Annotated in this window: 17 protein-coding genes and 2 pseudogenes; 7 read left to right on the forward strand and 12 right to left on the reverse strand. The window is 41.9% G+C overall.

Annotated features, from left to right (window positions below; genetic code table 11):
* Positions 1 to 49 precede the first annotated feature (49 nt).
* The 3 genes from H6G83_RS11475 to H6G83_RS11485 are packed head-to-tail and all read right to left on the reverse strand — an operon-like array spanning position 50 to position 3619.
* The gene (locus H6G83_RS11475; protein ID WP_190471543.1) at positions 50 to 3025 is read right to left on the reverse strand and encodes a trypsin-like peptidase domain-containing protein; all 2976 of its coding nucleotides are present in this window, start codon (positions 3023 to 3025) and stop codon (positions 50 to 52) included.
* Positions 3000 to 3344, reverse strand: coding sequence for a CU044_2847 family protein (locus H6G83_RS11480; RefSeq protein WP_190471546.1), 345 nt, complete (start codon positions 3342 to 3344; stop codon positions 3000 to 3002). Before H6G83_RS11480 ends, H6G83_RS11475 begins: the two co-directional genes overlap by 26 nt.
* Complete coding sequence (locus H6G83_RS11485) at positions 3344 to 3619, reverse strand: hypothetical protein (RefSeq protein WP_190471873.1); 276 nt, start codon at positions 3617 to 3619, stop codon at positions 3344 to 3346. The genes H6G83_RS11480 and H6G83_RS11485 overlap by 1 nt, the downstream gene beginning before the upstream one ends.
* Positions 3620 to 3674: 55 nt before the next feature.
* Here H6G83_RS11485 and H6G83_RS11490 point away from each other — a divergent pair, with 55 nt between their 5' ends.
* Positions 3675 to 5318 carry a purple acid phosphatase family protein gene (locus H6G83_RS11490; RefSeq protein ID WP_242044543.1) on the forward strand — a complete coding sequence of 548 codons (1644 nt, stop codon included), beginning with the start codon at positions 3675 to 3677 and terminating at the stop codon, positions 5316 to 5318.
* Positions 5319 to 5634: 316 nt separating this feature from the next.
* Here H6G83_RS11490 and H6G83_RS11495 read toward each other — a convergent pair whose 3' ends face one another.
* Entirely contained in the window at positions 5635 to 6381 is a 747-nt protein-coding gene (locus H6G83_RS11495) for an ABC transporter ATP-binding protein (protein WP_190471553.1), read from the reverse strand.
* Between the two features lie 207 nt (positions 6382 to 6588).
* Between H6G83_RS11495 and H6G83_RS11500 the strand changes: the two are divergent.
* Positions 6589 to 6804: pseudogene (locus tag H6G83_RS11500) on the forward strand (DUF4351 domain-containing protein); the annotation flags it as partial.
* 426 nt (positions 6805 to 7230) lie between these two features.
* Positions 7231 to 7908, forward strand: a pseudogene (locus H6G83_RS11505) (Rpn family recombination-promoting nuclease/putative transposase); the annotation flags it as partial.
* Here H6G83_RS11505 and H6G83_RS11510 read toward each other — a convergent pair.
* The 5 genes from H6G83_RS11510 to H6G83_RS11530 all read right to left on the reverse strand — a co-directional run bounded on the left by H6G83_RS11510 (position 7909) and on the right by H6G83_RS11530 (position 12649).
* Entirely contained in the window at positions 7909 to 8688 is a 780-nt protein-coding gene (locus tag H6G83_RS11510; RefSeq protein ID WP_190471556.1) for an ABC transporter ATP-binding protein, read from the reverse strand.
* Positions 8689 to 8780: 92 nt separating this feature from the next.
* Positions 8781 to 9707: a branched-chain amino acid ABC transporter permease gene (locus H6G83_RS11515; RefSeq protein ID WP_190471558.1), complete on the reverse strand. Its 927-nt coding sequence runs from the start codon at positions 9705 to 9707 to the stop codon at positions 8781 to 8783.
* A gap of 20 nt (positions 9708 to 9727) precedes the next feature.
* Entirely contained in the window at positions 9728 to 10330 is a 603-nt protein-coding gene (locus H6G83_RS11520) for a Uma2 family endonuclease (RefSeq protein ID WP_190471562.1), read from the reverse strand.
* 11 nt (positions 10331 to 10341) lie between these two features.
* Positions 10342 to 11286, reverse strand: a complete 945-nt coding sequence (locus H6G83_RS11525) for a branched-chain amino acid ABC transporter permease (protein WP_190471567.1) — start codon at positions 11284 to 11286, stop codon at positions 10342 to 10344.
* A gap of 115 nt (positions 11287 to 11401) precedes the next feature.
* Entirely contained in the window at positions 11402 to 12649 is a 1248-nt protein-coding gene (locus tag H6G83_RS11530; RefSeq protein WP_190471570.1) for an ABC transporter substrate-binding protein, read from the reverse strand.
* A gap of 388 nt (positions 12650 to 13037) precedes the next feature.
* Between H6G83_RS11530 and H6G83_RS11535 the strand changes: the two genes are divergently transcribed.
* Both H6G83_RS11535 and H6G83_RS11540 read left to right on the forward strand, forming a co-directional pair.
* Positions 13038 to 13643: an NIL domain-containing protein gene (locus H6G83_RS11535; RefSeq protein WP_190471574.1), complete on the forward strand. Its 606-nt coding sequence runs from the start codon at positions 13038 to 13040 to the stop codon at positions 13641 to 13643.
* Between the two features lie 40 nt (positions 13644 to 13683).
* Complete coding sequence (locus H6G83_RS11540) at positions 13684 to 14022, forward strand: NIL domain-containing protein (protein ID WP_190471577.1); 339 nt, start codon at positions 13684 to 13686, stop codon at positions 14020 to 14022.
* A 132-nt stretch (positions 14023 to 14154) separates the two neighbouring features.
* Here the strand turns inward: H6G83_RS11540 and H6G83_RS11545 are convergent, their stop codons facing one another.
* A complete protein-coding gene (locus H6G83_RS11545) occupies positions 14155 to 14745 on the reverse strand; it encodes a Crp/Fnr family transcriptional regulator (RefSeq protein ID WP_190471580.1) in 591 nt (196 codons plus the stop codon).
* Positions 14746 to 15026: 281 nt separating this feature from the next.
* Positions 15027 to 15758 carry a serine O-acetyltransferase gene (gene cysE / locus H6G83_RS11550; protein ID WP_190471582.1) on the reverse strand — a complete coding sequence of 244 codons (732 nt, stop codon included), beginning with the start codon at positions 15756 to 15758 and terminating at the stop codon, positions 15027 to 15029.
* 280 nt (positions 15759 to 16038) lie between these two features.
* Here cysE and H6G83_RS11555 point away from each other — a divergent pair, with 280 nt between their 5' ends.
* Together H6G83_RS11555 and H6G83_RS11560 are read left to right on the forward strand one after the other, a co-directional pair.
* Positions 16039 to 16539, forward strand: coding sequence for an RrF2 family transcriptional regulator (locus H6G83_RS11555; RefSeq protein WP_190471585.1), 501 nt, complete (start codon positions 16039 to 16041; stop codon positions 16537 to 16539).
* 550 nt (positions 16540 to 17089) lie between these two features.
* Positions 17090 to 17926 carry a class I SAM-dependent methyltransferase gene (locus H6G83_RS11560; RefSeq protein ID WP_190471590.1) on the forward strand — a complete coding sequence of 279 codons (837 nt, stop codon included), beginning with the start codon at positions 17090 to 17092 and terminating at the stop codon, positions 17924 to 17926.
* Positions 17927 to 18171: 245 nt separating this feature from the next.
* On the opposite strand, the gene H6G83_RS11565 is transcribed toward H6G83_RS11560, so the two are convergent.
* Positions 18172 to 20493 (reverse strand): pyridoxal phosphate-dependent decarboxylase family protein, encoded by a 2322-nt coding sequence (locus H6G83_RS11565; RefSeq protein ID WP_190471593.1) that lies wholly within the window; start codon positions 20491 to 20493, stop codon positions 18172 to 18174.
* Positions 20494 to 20732: the final 239 nt, after the last annotated feature.

Here is a 20732-nt window from a genome sequence, read left to right on the forward strand (position 1 = left end):
ACGCTATTATTGTGTTGTTAGCTAACTATATTGAACAACAGCACAAATTCTATAAGTTTTGCTCTAAAGTTTGCAAAAATTCACCCGCATCAACGCGACCCCAATGATAACCCGTTTCCTCACTCATAAAGAGTGCTTTTTCTGCCTCTGCTTTTGCTGCTGGGTAATTGTGGTTTGCTAGCTGCATCCAAGCCAAGGCGACGCGGATATCAGCTTCATAGATGCGATAACCACCAGCACAGGCATAATTCAGCGCTTCTTCTAAATCACTACGCGCCGCCGCAACTTCACCCCGTCGCGCCGCCCAACGTCCCCGTGATAGTAGTGCTTGAATTAGGACGGGTCGCTTAGAAATCTTACAGGCAATTTTGAGGGCTTCGTTATAATGTTTGCGGGCATTTTCGTGTTGCCCGACATCCGCATCTAAGTCGCCTAACACACGGTGACAACTGCTGATACTACTGAGCCAGTTATTGCGTTGACAAATCTCTAAGTTTGCCTCTGTCACCTGCCTTGCATAGTCTCCACTTCCTAGTCGCCGCAGGTAATCAGCGTGCATGATACCCCGTAAGCTGTATAAATAAAGCTTTGCCGAGTCAATTTCCCGTTCCAATGCCTCTGCCTGTTGAAAGGCTGCACTTGCTGTCTCACCATCACCTTGCAGGTAGGTAGCCCATCCCACATAGGGCAATGAATTGCACTTATCTATCTTACTTTCAGCGCGATGAGCAAGATTCAATGCTTCCCTAGCAGCATCAGCACTAGCTGTAAGCTTGCCGAGATAGGCGTATAGCTCTGCTAGGTTTCGGTAGCCGATGCTGGCGTTTTCCCAGTCTTCCCTGCTAAGAGTGATCGTATTATGACGTTCGTAGAAAGTAGGTGCTTCCTCCATACGCCCCAAATATGTTAAGCACAAACCAACTTCATTGAGGATAAAACTTTTACTATTAGAATTGCTTACCTGTGGTTCTTGAGATGTGTCACCATTAGGGAAAAATCCCAGCATGAGGGTTAGGTCGTTTTCCCAAGCTCCAAGTTTATTGATAAGTACACGATGAGCGTCCTGGTAAATATGCTTTTTACAGATCAGAGCCGCCTGATCATAATTCCCCGCTTGGCACAGGTGATGCACAGCTTCAATAAATGGTGCTAAATCATCCAAGGTTGGATTTTCTAATGTCTCCCCAGCCTTATCAATATAATAATCTGCAATTCGCTGATGAACTACCTCTGCTTCCTCACGCTCATGGTGCAGTATCTCCAAATAGTGAGCGCGGATTAGAGGATGAATAATGTAATAATTTTCTTGCTGATTGTGCCGCAAAATCCGATAGTTTACCAATCGCTGCACCATCATCAGCAAGGAGTCGCTATTTAATGGCTGTGTCTGTTCTGATGGAGCGGAAGTTGACACAGCAGCCTCAAACTGTGGAAATACCTGCTGTAATGCTAACTCTGGTATTGGTAGACGAAAAGCACTCAACCCCCGCATTAACTCCTGTTCTGCTGCTGTGAGGTTTTCGTCATAGCGCCGCAACACGCGCCGCACTCGCTCATATCGTGGTTCCTCAGCCGTTGGTGCTGGAATTTCGGCGATATGTTCAATCTCGCCACCGTAATTATCTACCAGATAAGACCCCAACAGACTCAAAACTAAAGCGTAACCATCCCACTGCTGCACAACTCGGTTTAACTGAGCATCTGTACCCTTAACTCCTAATTTTTTCAATAATTCTCTTCCCTCATCGACTGTTAACTGTTCTACATCTCGATGGGTGTGAGTGGTGAAGTCAATCAAATCTAGCAGTGGCGCACGGCTGTTAATTAAACAAAATGATTCATGTCTCCTAGCCGCAAACTCGCGCAGAAACTCCCGCAAATCGACGCTTTTTAACTCGCCGTAATCATCTCCCTCTTGCTGTTGCAGCACTTCCAACCCATCCAAGATAAAGAGATAGCGTCCACTATTGAGCATTGCTAAGATGACTTGGACTTTAATAGTAGTTGAGGTCAATAGGCGAGGGTCAATTTTGTCATTGAGAAACCTTAGCGCCGCCTCAAAAAATTCGTCTACACTAGCCTTTTCATAAAAACCCCACCAAAACACACCAGTAGGTTGTGGTAGTGATGAATCTTGCAGCAAATTTTCCAGCCAGCGACGGGTGAGGGAACTTTTACCTTCGCCTCCAAAACCGATGAGTCCCACAATTGAACAGTTCGGATCAACCCAGTCCTGATTGAGTGTTTGGAGAAAATCTACTCTACCTACCCATTCTTCTAGCGGTGCTGGTGCATTATTCAGGTTCAGGACTATCCCCGGTTGAGACACTGGTAGTTCTCCTGTAGGGTTTGAGTTGATTGTAGGCTGGGGTGTAGGTGCTGCATCTGCTAATTGTAAACACATGGGGTCAAAAGTCAGGACTCGACAATCAACGGCAAAACTGGTGTCTCGGTCTTTTTCACTTCCGCCAGAGTCCCAAGTTTCGGCAATTACACCGACTACTAAGTTACGCTCGATATCCAGAACGGCGGAACCACTCATTCCACTATCGATATGCTGGCTACTCAACATTACAGGATCGCTATGCAAAATGCGATCGCCTGGAGACTCGGCAAAGTCTACTATCTTACCTTCCGCCGGAAGTCCTTGGTAATTTTGCAATCGTCGATAGCCAAAGCTCTTAAATTTATGACCCGCAGAACTTTCAGCTATCCCCAAAATAGCCGGTTCTATCCCATCTGGTAATCTAGTCGTGTCCAGTTGCAGCACAACCACATCATCATCATGTTCTAAAAAACAAGCTTTAACTGTAGCTGTGTGTGTTTTCTGTTCCTGCTTTCTCGCTTTTGGGAAGTAGACGTTCACTTCCACTCCCTCAGCGACTTGTCCGCCTGCATCCCGTACCACATGATAACAGGTGACAATCTCTCCTGTATGGGAAACTACGAAACCTGTGCCAACGATTACGTTATCGGCGTTACGAATCTGTACAGTAAATTTAGGCAGAGTTTGAATCTGAGCCATTATTGGAATCTTTACGCTCCCAGAGTAACTTTACCTTGAGGCTGGCTTCTCCCGCCGTTTTGGCAATTATCGCTCCTGCTTCGGTATTTAACTTGATACCAAATTCTAATTCCACTTCTGAGGGCTTGTTAGATAATGTATCGATTGTGTCCATTGTCTTTTTTGCCATTTGTCGGATAGTTAGCATGGCTTTATCCAAGGCTTTCGCTGATGCTTCGGCTATATCTGTAGGAGTCACACTCACACCTCTCATCCCCGCAGCAGGCGCGAACTCTACAATAATTACGGGTTCGTCAATTAGTGAATCTTCGTTATCCATTATGTAATATTTTTTACTATATTTTGAGAAATCATAGCAGAGGACACCAGGATTTTCAATACTGGTATGGATGAGATTATATAACTGACATCTTGCACCTTATCAATAAGCAGGTGCCGATGCACTGTCCACCCTACGAAATCTTTCATTTTTAAGTGGAAGGTAACGGTGCAAGATATAAGACAAGGATGTGCGATCGCCTCACGATAAAATATCTGTGTCTTCACCAACAGCATTATGTTTCCACCCAGAAACCGCTTGCTTATATATGTCATTCTGTTTTCCCTATGCCTTACTCTGATAAGTGTGCGTTCATTTGGACAAACCACAATGACATCCGTACCCCAACTGTTGACCGACCCATTTTTGCAGCTACCAAGCCAAAACTCTGTGCGAGTAGTTTGGTTTACTGAGTTTGCTGGTACAAAACATAGCGTTACCTATGGCGAAGATTTACAGCAAACTGTATCTGCAAGCACTACTAAACTCAGGCGCACTAGAGAAGACCAAAATTCCAGGGTAGGAAATCAAACCAAAAACGGACAAGTCTATCAACAACCAGTACAGCGACCTATCTGGCGACATGAAGCGGAGGTAACGGGGTTAACTCCTGGGGTGCGGGTTAATTATCGAGTGACGAGTGTGCGGGAAGATGGCGAGAGTATTAGTAGCAATATTTTCACCCTTGCACCCACTCCCAAACCAGGGACAGCACAAAAAATTCTCCTCACTTCCGACCATCAATTAAAACCAATGACATCCGCAAATCTGCAAAAGGTGGTGGAAACTGTGGGAAGGGTGGACGCAGTTTGGTTTGCTGGTGATTTAGCTAATGTTCCTGACCGTGCCTCAGAATGGTTTGATGATAATCGGGGTGGTGCATTTTTTCCAGGGTTACAAGGTCGCGCTAACTACCAAATGGAACATAATGGTGTGAAAGTAACCTATAAGGGTGGGGAAATTATTCAACACGCGCCAATGTTTACCTGTATTGGTAATCATGAAGTGATGGGAAGGTACGCGAGGACAGGAAGTTTAGATGATGAATTTAATGATACTTTCCCTCGTGCTGCTGCTCAAAGATTATATAGCGGTAAATCTTTAATAGATAACTCATTTAATACAATTACTTACGAAGAAATTTTCACCTTACCCCAAAGCCAACCAGGGGGAAAGAAATATTATGCGGTCAGTTTTGGGGATGTGCGGTTAGTAGTATTGTACATTACTAATATGTGGCGTAAACCCAACATATCTAACGAGTATCAAGGCAGATATCAAGAAGCAGCAAAAGACTTGAATAATCCCGAAAATTGGGGTTATGGTCAGTTAATTTATGAGCCAATTGCTAAAGGTAGTACACAATACAACTGGTTAGAAAAAGAACTGAATAGCTCAGAATTCCAACAAGCTAAATATAAGGTTGTCATGTTTCATCACCCGCCTCATACCTTGGGTGATAATATTGTCCCTGCTTACACCGATCCTGTACAAATAATTGAACGTGATGATGCTGGCAATATTCAAGCCTTGCGTTACGAATATCCCAAAGATGCAGACTATATTATTCGTGATGTCATGCCTTTATTAGAAGCTGCTAAAGTACAACTGGTATTTTATGGTCATTCCCATTTATGGAATCGTTTTGTTAGTTCCAGAGGGATGCACTTTCTCGAAACCTCTAATGTTGGTAATTCCTATGGCGCTGCTTGGGGTGAGAGAAAGCGAGAAGTACCAACAGGTTATCGAGAAGAATATACAGCCCTTGGCGACCCGAATGGCTTAGAACCAGTTGTACCCACAATTAGTCCTTTGTTAGGAGAAGATGGCAAGCCAGCACCCTACATTGCCAGTAATGATATTACGGTTTTTAGTATTTTTGATACAGGCACAGGTCAGGTTAGCAGTTATTTCTTTGACACTCGTAAGCCAGATGCTGATGTGGTTAAGTTTGATGAATTTAAGTTGCAATAATTATTAAACTGCAAAATATTTTATTCATAAAAACTTATACATTTGTTAGTAATCAAATCTCCGACAGAACTCAAAAGCTAGAGATTTCTTGCTTGTTGATTTCAAGTTTTTTAATTCATATCTTGCACCTTCTCAATAAGTAGGTGGCTCCCTGCACTGCCCACCATGTCCGAGGTGTGGTAGGTAATGCCATAAGCTATTCAAAATTTAATTTGGGTAACTAGGGCGGGCAAGATGCCCACCTCACAAGAGTTAAGTTTAATTTAAATGTGCAAAGTGGATGTTTTTTAACTGATTATTTCCAATAATAAAATGATTAACCCAAATAAGCTTTTTTCACCCGTTCATCATTAATTAAATTTGATGCTGCACCCGATAAAGTAATAGAACCGGCTTCTAAAACATATCCTCTATCAGCAATTTGTAGAGCTAAATTAGCGTTTTGTTCAACTAATAAAATAGTTACACCAGTAGCGCGGAGATTTTCAATAATTGCGAAGATTTCCCTGACAATTGCCGGGGCTAAACCCAAACTAGGCTCATCCAATAATAATAGCTGTGGTCTACTCATTAAAGCACGAGCGATCGCCAACATTTGTTGTTCACCACCACTGAGAGTTCCTGCTAGTTGATTTTGCCTTTGTGCCAATCTAGGAAATAACTCAAACTGTTGTTGAATATCAGCTTTAATCTCTGCTTGATTCGAGCGAATATAAGCACCCAAAAGTAAATTATCTAAAACAGTTTGCCTTGCCAATACCCGCCGCCCTTCTGGACAATGGGCGATACCAAGCTGCACCACTTCATGGGGTAAACGGCGAGTAATATTCCTTCCACTATAAATAATCTGCCCATTTTTAGGATTAACTAACTTAGATATAGCCCTGAGTGTCGTACTCTTCCCCGCACCATTAGCACCGATTAAAGTAACAACCTCACCCCTTTTAATAATTAAATTAATCTTCTTCAGAGCTTGAATACCACCATAATTAACATCAAGCTCCTGAACATCTAAAATTGTAAAATCCTGTCCATCCTCATATCGGCGTTCATCGGCGTTCATCGGCGGTTTAAATCCATAAATCTTAATACTCAAACATCTAACATACCTCAATCCCAAAGACTTATGACAAAGGGCAAGGGTGTAGGGGTGTAGGGGTGTAGGGGTGAATATTTTTGTTTTAATACCCTTACACCCTGCCTCAAAAGACAATTTTGATGCGTAAGTCCTGATGTATGATTAATTACGAGAATTGGTATTAAATGTCTTGTGGCAAAAGCAGCAGATAGCGGTAGCAAACGACTAATCAGCCTAGCGCCTAATGAATGGGTGCAATGGGTGACACAACGTCCTGAAGTCATAGCCAAGGAAATTCTCGGTTCTGAGTTCCAATGGATAAGCCGGGAAACAGATGTTCTCGTCAAAGCATACAGCCCCACCCTCGGCGATTTTCTCGTACTCAACGAATTACAGTTACGTTATCGAAAATTTGGGTTGAAAACCCCGTCCTTATAGGACGGCTTTTGGTAGAATATGGTTGTGGAAGGGTAATCAACCACTGAAAAAACCCTATTGCTGCCTAATACGCAGAAGCTGAACCTTGACAAATGAATCTTGCTGGTTCTACTTCGTAGTTCTAGTATCACCTGGAAGTAGGTAAAAGATTTACAGGTACTAGACGAACAGCATTGTACAGAAGCGATTAATCGCTTCTCTACCAAACAAATATTGCACACTGTGCAACTATGGTCGGGCAGACCAAAAGTTAACGCTTGGGGAGAGAACCACCTCTGGCACAAGATACCGCAAGGAATCGGGCGCTAAGTGGACTCATTGAACCAAGAATCCCCTGCCTTTTTAAGCAAGTGAGCGAAAGCGAAACTTGGTTAGGCAGGGGAGTGTCAAACAGTAGATATGCCGTTACGCATGAGAGCCTATGCAGCCTTAGCGCAAGAACGGTATAAGTTCCCAACTTACCCTGTCCTCATCAACATTTTACCACCACCATCAACTGTAACTGTTGTCAATAGTTACGAACAGGAATTTTTGGGCTTGCGTGCTATTCAAGATTACCGGGTTATCAATTTGTGGGAAGTAGACGCGGAGATAGTATTCCAGCAACCACTCCCGTCTTTACTCCCGTTTGTCCCTATTTTACGAGGAGGCGGTGAAACAGCACTTGTCCAACGTGCATTACAACTACTACGAGCAGATCCACAATTAAACCAGTTAGAATCATTGCTGGCATTTTTTGCTAGCTTTGTGTTAGAGAGTCGTCTAGTACAGCAAATTATGAGGTGGGATATGGCAGTATTGCGAGAATCGCCTTGGTATCAAGAAATCCTGGCTGAAGGTGCGAAGATTGGGCTACACGAGGGACTACAGCAAGGACTACAGCAAGGACTACAGCAAGGACTACAGCAGGGTATGCAACGCCAATTGATCAGGCTGTTACAAAGGCGCTTTGGGGAAATTCCTCAAGAGTTAGTAGCAAGGCTTGAGGGTGAGAGTGTTGAGAAATTAGAAAACCTAATGGATAATGCGATCGCTGTCAACTCATTAGACGAGTTCCTACAATCTTATAATTAATCACTCATTGCCTAAATAAGCTTCAATCACAGCCGGGTTATTCCTTACCACAGAAGGTTCACCCAAGGCGATTAATTGCCCAAAATCTAAAACTGCAATCCTGTCACATAAACCCATAACTAAGGGGACGTGATGCTCAATTAAAATGATGGTTAAATTGAAGCGATCGCGCAAATCACGAATAAACTCACTCAATTGCTGCTTCTCATTAGGATTCATCCCCGCCGCAGGTTCATCTAGTAGTAATATACGTGGTTGTAGCGCTAAAGCACGGGCAATTTCTAAGCGACGCTGATCACCATAGGCAAAATTTCGGGATTTCTCTTCGGCGCGATCGCTTAATCCCACCATCTCCAATAATTCTAAAGCTTTCTGTCTACTTTGAGATTCTTCTTGAGGTGCTGGTGGTAATCCTAACACACCAGTAACTAAGGTACTTTTAGTATGTAAATGACGGGCAATTATCACATTTTCCAGTGCCGATAATTCCCCAAACAGACGAATATTTTGAAATGTCCGGGCAATCCCCAAACTAGCAATTTGATGGGGACGTAGTTGAGCGATCGCCTGACCTTGATATATTAACTCGCCACTAGAAGGCGGAATCAAAGCTGTAATTAAATTAAACAGTGTGGTTTTCCCCGCACCATTCGGCCCTATCAGCCCAAAAATTTCATGTTGATTAACGCTAAAAGATACATTATTCACCGCTACCAAACCACCAAAGCGGCGAGTGAGTGACTTTGCTTCTAAAATAACTTTACTTTTATCTAGAATCATACCAATTCAAAATTCAAAATTCAAAATTCAAATAATTTAGGCTTTCAACGATTTTTTGTTTTTGGTACTTCGCTGACTTTTCAGAATTGGTATCATTTATTTTTAGACTTACCTAATTTAAAAATATCTGGAGTCACCAACCCTTGCGGGAAGAAAATAGTACCTATTACTATCAACAACCCAAAAATAATTAACCTGCCATCTCGCAGAAATTGCGCCAACCAAGCTGGTAAACCACCTGTATCAGCCAGTCCGCGTAAAATTTCTGGTAAAGCTGTAAATACCATACCACCAACAACGGAACCTAAGAAAGTTCTAGAACCACCAATTAACACAAAAGTTAGGTAGATAATACTCGCATCAAATGTACCTTGTCTTGCATTCCAAGTATTAAGAAAGTGGGCGCTAATTACTCCCACAATCCCAGCTAGAATTGCCCCTAAAGTAAATGCTAAAACCTTGTAGTAAGTGGGGTTAATTCCCATCGCCCCAGCAGCTAATTCATCTTCGCGGATGGCAGTAAACGCCCTACCAACTCTTACCCGTTCTAACCGATAAAATAGCACCATACTAATTAATAGCAATGGTAAAGCAATCCATAAATATTCAATTGGTGTGGCGAAGGGTTGAGGAATACCAAAAATTCCCACAGCACCGCCTGTAATATCTAAATTGAGGGAGAGAACCCGTAGGACTTCGACAAAAGCGATAGTGGCGATCGCTAAATATATTCCCCGCAACCGTAAAGCCGGAATCCCTACAGCCACCCCCAACAAACCGGATAGTATTGCAGCAATTAACATCTCCAATATTAATAAATGAATCGGAAATAAATTACTGCTTGATGTAAAAACTTTAGTTGATAAAATCGCCCCAATATAACCACCTAAAGCATAAAATCCGGGGCTAGCTAAAGACAATTGCCCAGCCATTAACGGTAAGTAAAGCGACAGTCCTAATAACGCCCCTAGTACCATAGAGACGATTAGTGAACCATAAGTAGAGAAAAATTCAGACATATTTAATTGCTTAGAAATTTTTAAGCTGTTAACACCTGCTCTGCTGTCAGCGTTAGTTCCAGGAAAGTTCTGGATATAATGCGATCAGAACCTTGAAAAGATGTGCGTTCATATTTACCATTGTTATTTAGTAAATGGATAAATACAATTGGTTCTTCCGTTGTGCCTAAATATTTTCTATCGCCAATTCCTAAGTAATCAACAATCCAATATTCAGGAATACCTAATCTTTCGTACTCATCCAACTTATCGATGTAATCATCTTCCCAATTAGTTGATGTCACTTCTACAGCTAACTGAATTGGTTCTGCAAGCGCCGCATAAGCTGAACGATCAGCAAGCCATACATCCCTATCTATGACACTCACATCAGGTTTGCGTCCTTGTTCAATACCATCAGCAGTTTTAGTTTTAATAACTGGGGTATTTTTTACTACATAGTTTAGATTTATTCGTCTTATTTCAGATTTAAAAGCAAACAGTATAGAGTCAGCGACATCTTCATGATTTCTGGTTGAAATCAATTCAACAATTTCCCCATTTACTAACTCATAAAAACCTTCTTCTGGACATTGTTCCAGAAACTGATTAAAGGTTAATTTTGGTTTTGTCATTGCTGTCATGGTTTGATAGCCTACACTTTTTGAATAAACCGACGACCGAGTAAACCTTGGGGTCTAACTAATAGCATGATAAACAAAATACCAAAAGCTACAGCATCTTTGTACCCAGAATAGTCGGAGGGAACCAGCGCCTCGACTATACCGATGAGTAAACCCCCCAAGACTGCGCCGGGAATGCTACCCAAGCCACCCAAAACAATGACAGCTAAACCCCGCAAACCGAAGCCAATACCGAAATAGGGGCCAGCAATACTGACGCTAGAGGCGACTAAAGTACCCGCCAAGCCAGCGAGGAAGCTGCTGATGAAGAAAGTTAAAACAATAAAGCGATCGCTATTGATACCTAATAAACTAGCAGTGGCTGCATCTTCTGCGATCGCCTGTATTGCCTTACCGTATTTAGTGCGATTAATAAAATAAGTCAGAATAGCTACAATTACCACTGATACAGTAAAAATCACTACCTGCACACTCCGAATAGGAATTGGTCTTTCCGGTGTGCCAAAGTTAATTGCAGGTGGTAAATTACCAAAAGTATTAGCAGGAAACGTGTAACTTTCTGCACCTACTAAATATTGAATTAGGTTCACAATTACCACTGCTACCCCTAAGCTAGAAACCACAGTTAGCAAGGGATCTGAACCTTTTTGACGCAAAGGTTGAAAAGCAATTCTTTCCATTGCAACTCCCAGCAAACCCGCTAAACCACTGCCAAAAATTAGAGCAACAGCAAATGGTAATTTAATCGGTAGACTAGCATTAGCCAACAAACCATTAAAGCCAAAAGTACCACCCATGAGTGCATAAGTAAAATATGCCCCCACCGTAAAAATTGCCCCATGCGCTAAGTTAATAATTCCCAAAATGGAATAAATCAAAGTGTAACCTAACGCAAAAATGGCATAAACGCTGCCAATAGACAACCCATTCAATAATTGTTGTAAAAATAGCTCCATTTAATTAGTCAATAGTCAATAGTCATTAGTCATTAGTCCATAGTCAACAGTCAACAGTCAACAGTCAAAAGTGAACATAACCTGACAACTGATAACTGATAACTGTTAACAGTTCCTACTTCAAAAACGTAAACTTACCCTGACTACCATCCTTTTCCATTTTAATTTGCGCTACATAGAAGTTTTGTTGGACAATTTCACCTACAGGTGTAAAACTAATTTCTCCCAGTGGAGTATTATATTTACCTGTTAACAACTGTTGGTTCAATTGAGTGCGTAACTCTGGTAACTGTACCTTATTAACTTTGTTTTTACTATCTAAAGCTTTCAGGGCTTCCACATAAACTTGTACAGCCGCAAACGCTTGGGCGCTAAATTGGGGTGGTTCTTTCTTATACTGGTCAACATAGGCTTGACGAAATGCCTTGTTAATTTCACCCGGATATTCTGGACTGTAAGCTTGCGCTATTAATACGCCATCACAAAATGCTTTACAAACTGGAAATAAATTTGATGTATTTAGCCCATTTCCACCAATTATTAAACCCTTATAACCCAATTCTCGCAACTGTCTGACTAAATTTCCCCCATCGGCTGCCAACCCAGAAATAATTACTAAATCAGGTTTTAAATTAATCGCATTAGTAGCTTGAGATTGAAAGTCAGTATCAGTAGTTTGAAACTTTTGTACTGTTACTAAATTTAGCCCTTGTTCCTTCACTGTTTGTTGAAATATTTCCGTTTCTGATTTACTAAAAGCATCATTTTGAGCAAAGAAAACTGCCACATTTTTAATATTAGGATTTTGCTTAAGTGCAGCTTTGACTGAGTTAGGTGCAACCACAGAAACAGGTGCGGAAACACGCGCTATATAATCACCAATCTCTGGAATACCTTTGGCTGTATTTGATGGCCCTACTACTGGTACTTTCGCCCTTTCAGCAATTGGATCGGCGCTAAAGGCTTGCTGAGATAAAGTAGGCCCCACAATACCTACAACTCTATCTTTATTTATGAGAGTTTGAAAAGCGTTAATCGTTCCAGCTTCATCACCAGCCGTATCTTGAAAAACTAACTTAATAGGAGTCCCGTTAACTCCACCTTTATCGTTAAAATACTTTTCAGCAATTTTAGCCCCAGCTACTTGTTCTTGTCCCAATAAGGCGACATTACTAGTTTGCGCTACAGCGATACCAATGGGAATAGAGTTATTATTACCCGTTGTCGCAACAGTTGTAGTATTTGTGCTATTTTGAGCGTTATTTGTGGGATTTGTTGTGGTGTTATTTGCACCGCCACAAGCGGTCAGTAGCAAAGTGCAAGTAGATAATAATGCTGTGGTATACGTAAAAGTTTTTTTCATTTGTATGTAGTTATAAATGTATTTACAAGTGTTTTATTAAATCATCTTTTGCACTTAAAAAACAGTCATCTATGAACTGCTATTTACAATACAGGATCAGCATATCTTTCCGCTATGCTCTACCCTTTACTCCCTAAATCTATGGGTGTATGTATAAAATTCACTATATATTTATTATTTAAGTGAATTTACCTGTTGTTTTTTCAGCTTTTTTATGGCAATCTCCTTTACATAGGAGTAAATACAGTAAGTCGATAGGTAATTCGTAGTTTATTAAAACTAAGATACCCTGGTGATATGTCAATCAATTTGGGCTAATTAGCTGTATCCAATGAGATTGCTTCATACGCTTGATTTGTGAATTGCCAACCTTGAATGATTTAACGCTATGTCCTCTAGACAGTCAGTTAAACCTGCGCCAGTCCATAGCCGTATTCTTGTACCACAGTTGTATCACAGACAACCTGTAATTTCCCGTTTGGTTTCGCGTTATGGGTTAACGGTGAACATCAAAGCTGCTTCTTTAGTATCGGGAAGCGATGGTGAAGGCTGGTTTGATTTGGATCTTTTGGGAAAACCCCAACAAGTAACTAATGGCTTATCGTATTTGCAAGGGTTAGGGGTGATGGTGCAAGTTGCGATCGCCAACCATATCCAATTAAACCAAAACTCTCACCCCTTTCCCAACACTAGTAACGAAAACATACCTCTAGAATCTACTCATTGGCAAGAAAAATTCCCTCAACAGACTTCTCAACAAGAAACCCAACGACTAAGCCTGCAACTATGTATTTTACAAAACTACTACGAAAAACCTATTATTTCTCAGCTAGTTTCTCGTTATCATCTCACTGTAAATATTATCAGTGCCACACTGCAACCAAATCAAAAAAATGATGGCTGGTTTGACCTAGATTTATGGGGAAAAACCAAACAAATCTACTCCAGCTTGACCTATTTAGAAAAACTTGGTCTACCAATCTGGCTGAAATAATTTAAAAAACAATTACTATCTTAAATCTGTGAATTTACCAATGACTGCATTAAATAAATTTAACCACAACTTTCCGCCAAAGTTCTCTCTTGTGCCTTCAGTACATGAAAAAAATCAAATTACCCAAATTCGTGTGCGAATACATATTCCCAAAAACTACCTTAAAGAACCTGTAATTTCCCAACTCATATCTATGTACGGCTTAGTTGTTAACATTACCCAAGCCTTATTAGGAGAAAACACAGGTGGAGAAGGATATTTTGACCTTACCCTCCAGGGAACAATCAAACAAATATCTAGCGGGCTGGCTTACCTAGAAGCCCTAGATATTAAAATTGAGGGTAAGGCGAACGTAGAAGGCGATAGTTGGCATTATTAATTTTAGGACTTACGTAATTGTCATAATCAAACTAACTGTAGGGTGCGTCAGCCCCAATAATTTCCTACAAATTCAAGGATTTTCCATATTTGACGCACCCTACCCCAAGTGCCAGTTGCGTAAGTCCTGTATTTAAATCTCATAATACCAAATGTCCTCTTCTTTCAGGACTATGCGATGTAGTGAGAGTCTATCAATCAAACCCTCCTGCTCAAATTGTCCCAAAATACGAGTAATTGTGACCCTTGTGGAACCTAACATTTCAGCCAAGTCTTCGTGAGTCAACCGCATATCTATTAAGCGTCCTTTTTCTACTTCTGAACCGAACCTTTTAGACAACCATGCTAATAGTTTAATTAGCATGGTATCTACTTTTTTGTAGCTACGAATAACCATTAATTCCTCTGCTTGTTGAATGTGCGCCAGCAGAGTCTCTGTAGCGTTATTCCATTCGTTAATAGGTAAGACTGTCGCTTCTACTTTTGTCAGACACTCCATCTGATATGGTTCTAATTTTGACAAACTCCTCCCAACAATATCTCCAGGCCCCCACAGTCCCAAAGCAACAGTTGTCCCATTTTCTAAATAGGTGTAAGTCCTAACAAATCCAGCTTCAATCTTCCATAAGCTATTGTGTTGCTCTGGTAAAAAAGCCCTTCGCGTAAAATACTGCTTAGTATTTTTACTGTGAGAAGTAGCGATGCTTGAGTATAAAGTTACCATTATATATAATACTCTTTCTTGATAAACTAACCGTAGTATATTTATATCAGGTTCTCAGAACTTGTGGAGATTCTAGTTAACAATTGCTGATATATGGGGACTGGGGACTGGGGAGATGAGGGAGTGGGGGGAGATGAGGGAGTGGGGGGAGATGAGGGGGTGGGGGGAGATGAGGGAGTGGGGGGAGTGGGGGGAGATGAGGGAGAATAACTATGGACTATTGACCAATTACCAATTACCAATTACCAATTACCAATTACCAATTACCAATTACCAATAGATCAAATTCCCGCACCATCAAGAAACTCTTCAATCACAGCATCAGAGTTATTGCCATTATCGTTATAAGTTAGCTCGTCACAATCTGAGGACGGTAACACATGATGGGAGGGATTTTCTAGTTTCTCTAATTGTTTTTCCAACGCTTTGACCCGTTCAAATAAAGCACGGATGACTTCGGCTTCCACGTCACGTATTTTACCATGAGCTAGAGCATTTGTAGTTGAGTTGTTATCTCGAATTACCCGTCCAGGTATACCCACTACTGTAGTGTCACTGGGGACATCTCTTAGCACTACTGAACCTGCACCAATACGGACGCGATCGCCAATTGTAATATTCCCCAGCACCTTAGCACCAGCCCCGACAATCACATGACTACCCAGCGTCGGATGGCGCTTACCAATTTCCTTACCAGTACCGCCCAAAGTCACACCTTGATAAATTAAAGCATGATCACCGACGATCGCAGTTTCCCCAATTACTACCCCCATCCCGTGGTCAATAAACACTCCTGTACCAATAACTGCACCTGGATGAATCTCAATTCCCGTCAAAAATCGACTAATATGAGAAATAAACCGAGGTATAAAAGGTAGTTTCTGCTGATATAGCCAGTGCGCCAAACGATGAAACAATAACGCTTGTAACCCAGGATAGCAGAACAAAACTTCTAACCAGTTCCGCGCTGCTGGGTCGCGTTCATAAATAGTTTGCAAATCAGTAAGTAGCATATTTTGTCAGTTGTCAGTTGTCAAAAGTCCATAGTCAACAGTCCATAGTCCATAGTCCATAGTCCATAGTCCATAGTCCCCTTTCCCCCTTCCCCCTTCCCCCTTCCCCCTTCCCTTCCCCTCACTCCCCAAGCCATAGACCCATATCTCTAAAAAAAATAGACTAATTCTGGAGATTTTTATAGGATAATCTACGGTAAGTCGATAGACTTGTGAACATTCACGGAATAAGTTGGATGTTAGCACATTCCAGCATTAAAAAAAACCAACTTGACATAAAATGGCGATAAGTCAATCGTTAAACCGTAGTATAAAGAGTATAAAGTTGAACAGCCAAAACTACGCCCTCTTGGATCTTTCCTCCAAAGTGGAATACGCATTATTAGCACTCTTGGAATTGGCAAGCCACCACGGCAAAAAAGTTCCTTTAACTATGAGTGAAATTACTGCCAAACAACCCATTCCAGAACGCTATCTAGAACAAATCTTGACTAACTTGCGACGTGCAGGTGTGGTACAGAGTCAACGCGGCTCTAAAGGAGGCTTTGTTTTAGTTCGTGAACCTTGGCAAATCACTTTACTAGAGATTGTCACTTTAGTTGAAGGTGAGCGTAAAGAGAAAGAAACCTCGGCCCCTCCTACTCTGGAAAGGAGTCTAGTACTTGAAGTCTGGGATAAAGCCAACGCCGCCTCTATAGAGGTTCTGAGAAGTTACACACTCCAAGACTTGTGCCAAGAAAGAGAAGTACGCGCCCAGCAGAGTCCCATGTATTATATTTAACTTAAATTGCTAGTTATATAGTGACACCCTTTGGTGGTAATTGGTGATTGGTAATTGTTAAGTGACAAAAAATTCTTAACTATTACCCATAACCAATAACCCATAACTATTGTTTGAATTGATACAGCAGATAACAGGTGATAGGGGACAGCTTTAAAGGCTGTTGGCGATCGCAGTTTTCTGATTACTTCATGCCCTAATCTATCTGGAAACTGCTATAACTAGCGACTTAAGTTAGTCACCTAAAAAGATTCCCCAAACTGTTGGTAGACTGTTCGCCACTTTACCCCTCTTATTTTTACGACAGAGTTGGCATTTACCAACAGCTACTACTCTAATAGTAACACTGTTACAAGATATAGACCTTCTTTTAGGACTAAAGTCCTTACTACTGACTTCAGGTGAGTTAATCATAAAAGAAATTAGTGAAATTGAGTGCAAACTCTAGCGCAATATTGCAAGATAAAACCATACACCACAAATATATTTCTACGTATTAAAGGTAGCTTTTTGTGGGGTAGAAGTAGTCAAGCTAGCTTTTAAACAGATCATGAAAGATTTAGAACAAAGAAAAAGCTGGTATAGCGAAGTAGCGACACAATACACTTCGCAACAAAGAAAAAATTGGTATAACGATGTAGCTGATGCTTACAACAGGACTAGACCGCGCTATCCTCAACAACTCATCAGTCGTGCTGTAGAGTTAGCGCAATTGCCAAAAGAGGCGGTAATTTTAGAGGTAGGATGCGGCCCTGGGACAGCAACTACCGCCTTTGCAGAGTTAGGCTTCTCTATGGTTTGTTTAGAACCAAGTCAAAAAAGTAGTCAGCTAGCGCAACAAAACTGTCTACCTTATCCAAAAGTAGAGATTATCAATAGCTCATTTGAAGAATGGCCGCTAGAACCTAGCAGATTTGACGCTGTTTTAGCAGCGACTTCCTTTCATTGGGTTTCCCCAGAGGTTGGCTACGCCAAAGCTGCTGATGCTTTAAAAGATCATCGCTATATGATTTTGCTGTGGAATATGACACCCCAGCCAGAGTATGAGGTTTATCAAGTGTTGCATGAAGTCTATCAGACTCAGGCTCCAGCTTTGGGACGCTATGAACAGAGGGAAACTCAAGAAAAACAAGTAAAAAGGTTTGGACAAGCTGTTATTGATTCAGGTCGCTTTCAAGATTTAGCTTCTGAACAGCTACCTTGTGAAGTCACTTATAGTATTGATGATTATTTAACGCTGTTAAGCACTTTATCGCCGTATATAGCTTTAGATTCACAGCAGAGAACTTCTTTGTTTACTGGTTTGCAAGCAACCTTAGAAAGATATTGCGGTAGCACTGTTCAAGTTTCATATTTGTCAGCCTTTCACATCGCTAAAAAAATATAATGACTCACTCTGTTCCCGATATCTCAAATCTGTGGCTAAAGCTCCGCACTTTTAGGGCGGAGTAAGCTTACGTGAAGTACCAACACTTCTGCTATCGCAGTAAGACCAAAGCAGGACTTACGCAAGTTTCACAATTGGTGGTTGGTGCGTGACGCTACAAGTCTCATGACTACGTTCAAATATTATCGCCGCGTCACACACCCTACAGAAAAAATCTGCCAGTTGCGTAAGTCCTACAAAGGTGACTATGGCTGAGATTGTACTAAGCTGGGATCTTCCTGTACCTGTTGCACAACTTCACGGACGACCTTGCATAATTCCTCGACAACTGTGTTCACAAATGGCTGACCATTCAAATCTTCAGTAATCCACGGATCCATAACTACTGATCGCAACACCGTAATCGCCTGATCTTCAGGATCGCTCACTGGGCTTTCCAAACGCAGCAAGCGCTGTTTATAGTCGTCAAAGAATACTTCCCCGTATGTCTTTTTAATGAAATCGGTTGTACTGACAATCACTGTATACACGCTGATATCCGCAACATCCGCTTTAATACCAACGCGATCGTAAATCAGCTTATTGAAAGCATTAACTTCCTTTAGGTTTTGGTTCCATTGACCGTTAACTTTGTAGTTGAAGGCGTAGGTGAGAATGTTCAGGTCTGAGCCTGTTTGCCGCAACAGTTCTAAAAACTCAGGGTCGCTATCTTGGAGAATGGCTTTATGACCTTGGTTAGCAACTTTTTGACGCAGCAAGGCGATCGCTTCTGCTTGACTCTTGCATTCTGCAAATGGGCCTTCATAGGGAATTATTGGCGCAGGTTCAACCATAAAGTCTTCCTCCTGCTCATTCACCTGCAACAGTCGCAAGTGCAGCATTTTGCAGTTATAAATGCTACGTCCCAAGATTTTACCGTATCCTTCCTTAGTGGGACGAATTGCCGCATGGCTCATGTATACACCCGCAGCTGCGGCTCCTGGTTTGGAGCCTTCGATACCGTAAGTACCAAGAATTAATTCAGGTTTCGCATCGGGATCTGAGTTGATGTAGGGAGCCTCAAAAGCAATCAAGCTCCGCATGGCAATGTTACGATAGCAAAGCGCACCTGCTGGATAGGGTAAGTAACCTGTTTTGTGGGGGTCAACTGTAATTGTATCGGCTCGGTACAGGTTTTCATACTGTGCGGTAACGAAGTCACTCATAGGTAGAACTGGAGCTGGCGCACTCAATGTCCGCAGACCCGGATCTTCTGATGCCTCTCTGATGAGTGAGGCAAAGTAACCTCCCCAAGCTGCATCAGCATGAACGGCGAACTCGATGTCTTGGGAGTGATATTTGCCATCGCGCAGATCCAAAATTTCCTTTAGCGCATCAACGTTTCCTTCCTCGGTACTACCAATGACTGCAACCACGGCGAGAATCGGCTGTTTGGCTTCTATAGCAGCATCAATCGCGGCTTCTAGTTTAGCTATATCCAGCCGCCCATAGATATCCAGGGGAATACTTTGCATATTGTTAGCACCGATACCCAGGATGGCTGCACCTTTGGGAAGCGAGTAGTGTTTCGAGCCAGGAACGAAAATCACAGGTTCGTTGACATCGCTATCTTTTAAGAATAGATTGGCAAATTTGATGAAGCCGAGATTTTGCAGTGAGTACTCGGAAACCTTTGCATTGAGTTCGTCGGGGTCAATTTGGTACTCGTCTTGTAGGCGGTTGAAAAGACCAAGCACTTCATCCACTGGCAGGTTTAATACTTGCCAAGTATCCAAATCATTTAGCTTGGCTTTCGTCCCAGAGGGTAATGTCACCTCTATGTCAAGAGCAACTTCCGGCTTGAAGTCTCTCAAGGCTTGACGCAAACAAAGAGGATAAAACTTCAGATTTCGCGCCCCCCAAAGCGCCTCAATATTTGCCGTCGAGCCACCACAGGTTAGATGACCCCAAGGGGCTGGATCTGTTTCGCTGAGGTTTGTTTTTCTGTAGCCTAACATCCAGCAGATGTCATCACAGGCTTCCACTTCCAGCACTGTGGTGATGGGCGAAGCCTCCAGAGCTACGTTGTTTTGATTGTAGAGCATAGCGGCGAAGTAACCCGCCATTCCCGGTAGCGTTTGATCCCAAGTCATGTGTCCTTGGTAACGCATACTAAAGAAGGGGGCTGATTTTTTGAGATCGCCTAGAAGCTTATCAAACTCGGTACGTATGGTATTGACAGCTTCTATATAGCCCGCGTCTTGTTTGTCGCTGTCGGTAATCGCTGCGGGATCTTCGGGGTGGAAGTCCTGCCGCCAACGAACGTGGTCTTCTAGGGCTTCTACAATTAGTGAGGAAAAAAGATCCTCATTTTCCCCTCTCGGCCCTAAAAACCAAGCTTCTACCTGCCGTTTGGCTTCGCTATCACCACCGAGTAATTCTTCTATGCCTTCATAAGTTACGCGATCGCCCCGCCTCAATTGATATTTTTTTCGCTCACTCAGCAATTTTTGTACAGCTTGTTTTAGCTTATCCAATCCTTCACCGGAGTAATCTGAAGTTAAAACAGGTACTATTTTTTTAGCCATTTTCTTTCCTTAATAATCTGAATCGAAATGAAATATCAACTCCAAATTTTCTGTTGCCATGCCAAATTTCCGCCATTTAATTCTAAATGTCTGATGATTTTGTTGGTAAAAATTAATATCACTTTTGGGGATTTAGTGATACTTAATTACCAGAGATTTGGGAAATTTAGTAACGGCTTTTAACATTGCTTTTAGGACTGATGCAAGTGTCATATATTTGACTTGCAAGTTGTATTTCT

The organism is Anabaena azotica FACHB-119, assembly GCF_014697625.1.
Taxonomy (GTDB): Bacteria; Cyanobacteriota; Cyanobacteriia; order Cyanobacteriales; family Nostocaceae; genus Trichormus; species Trichormus azoticus_A.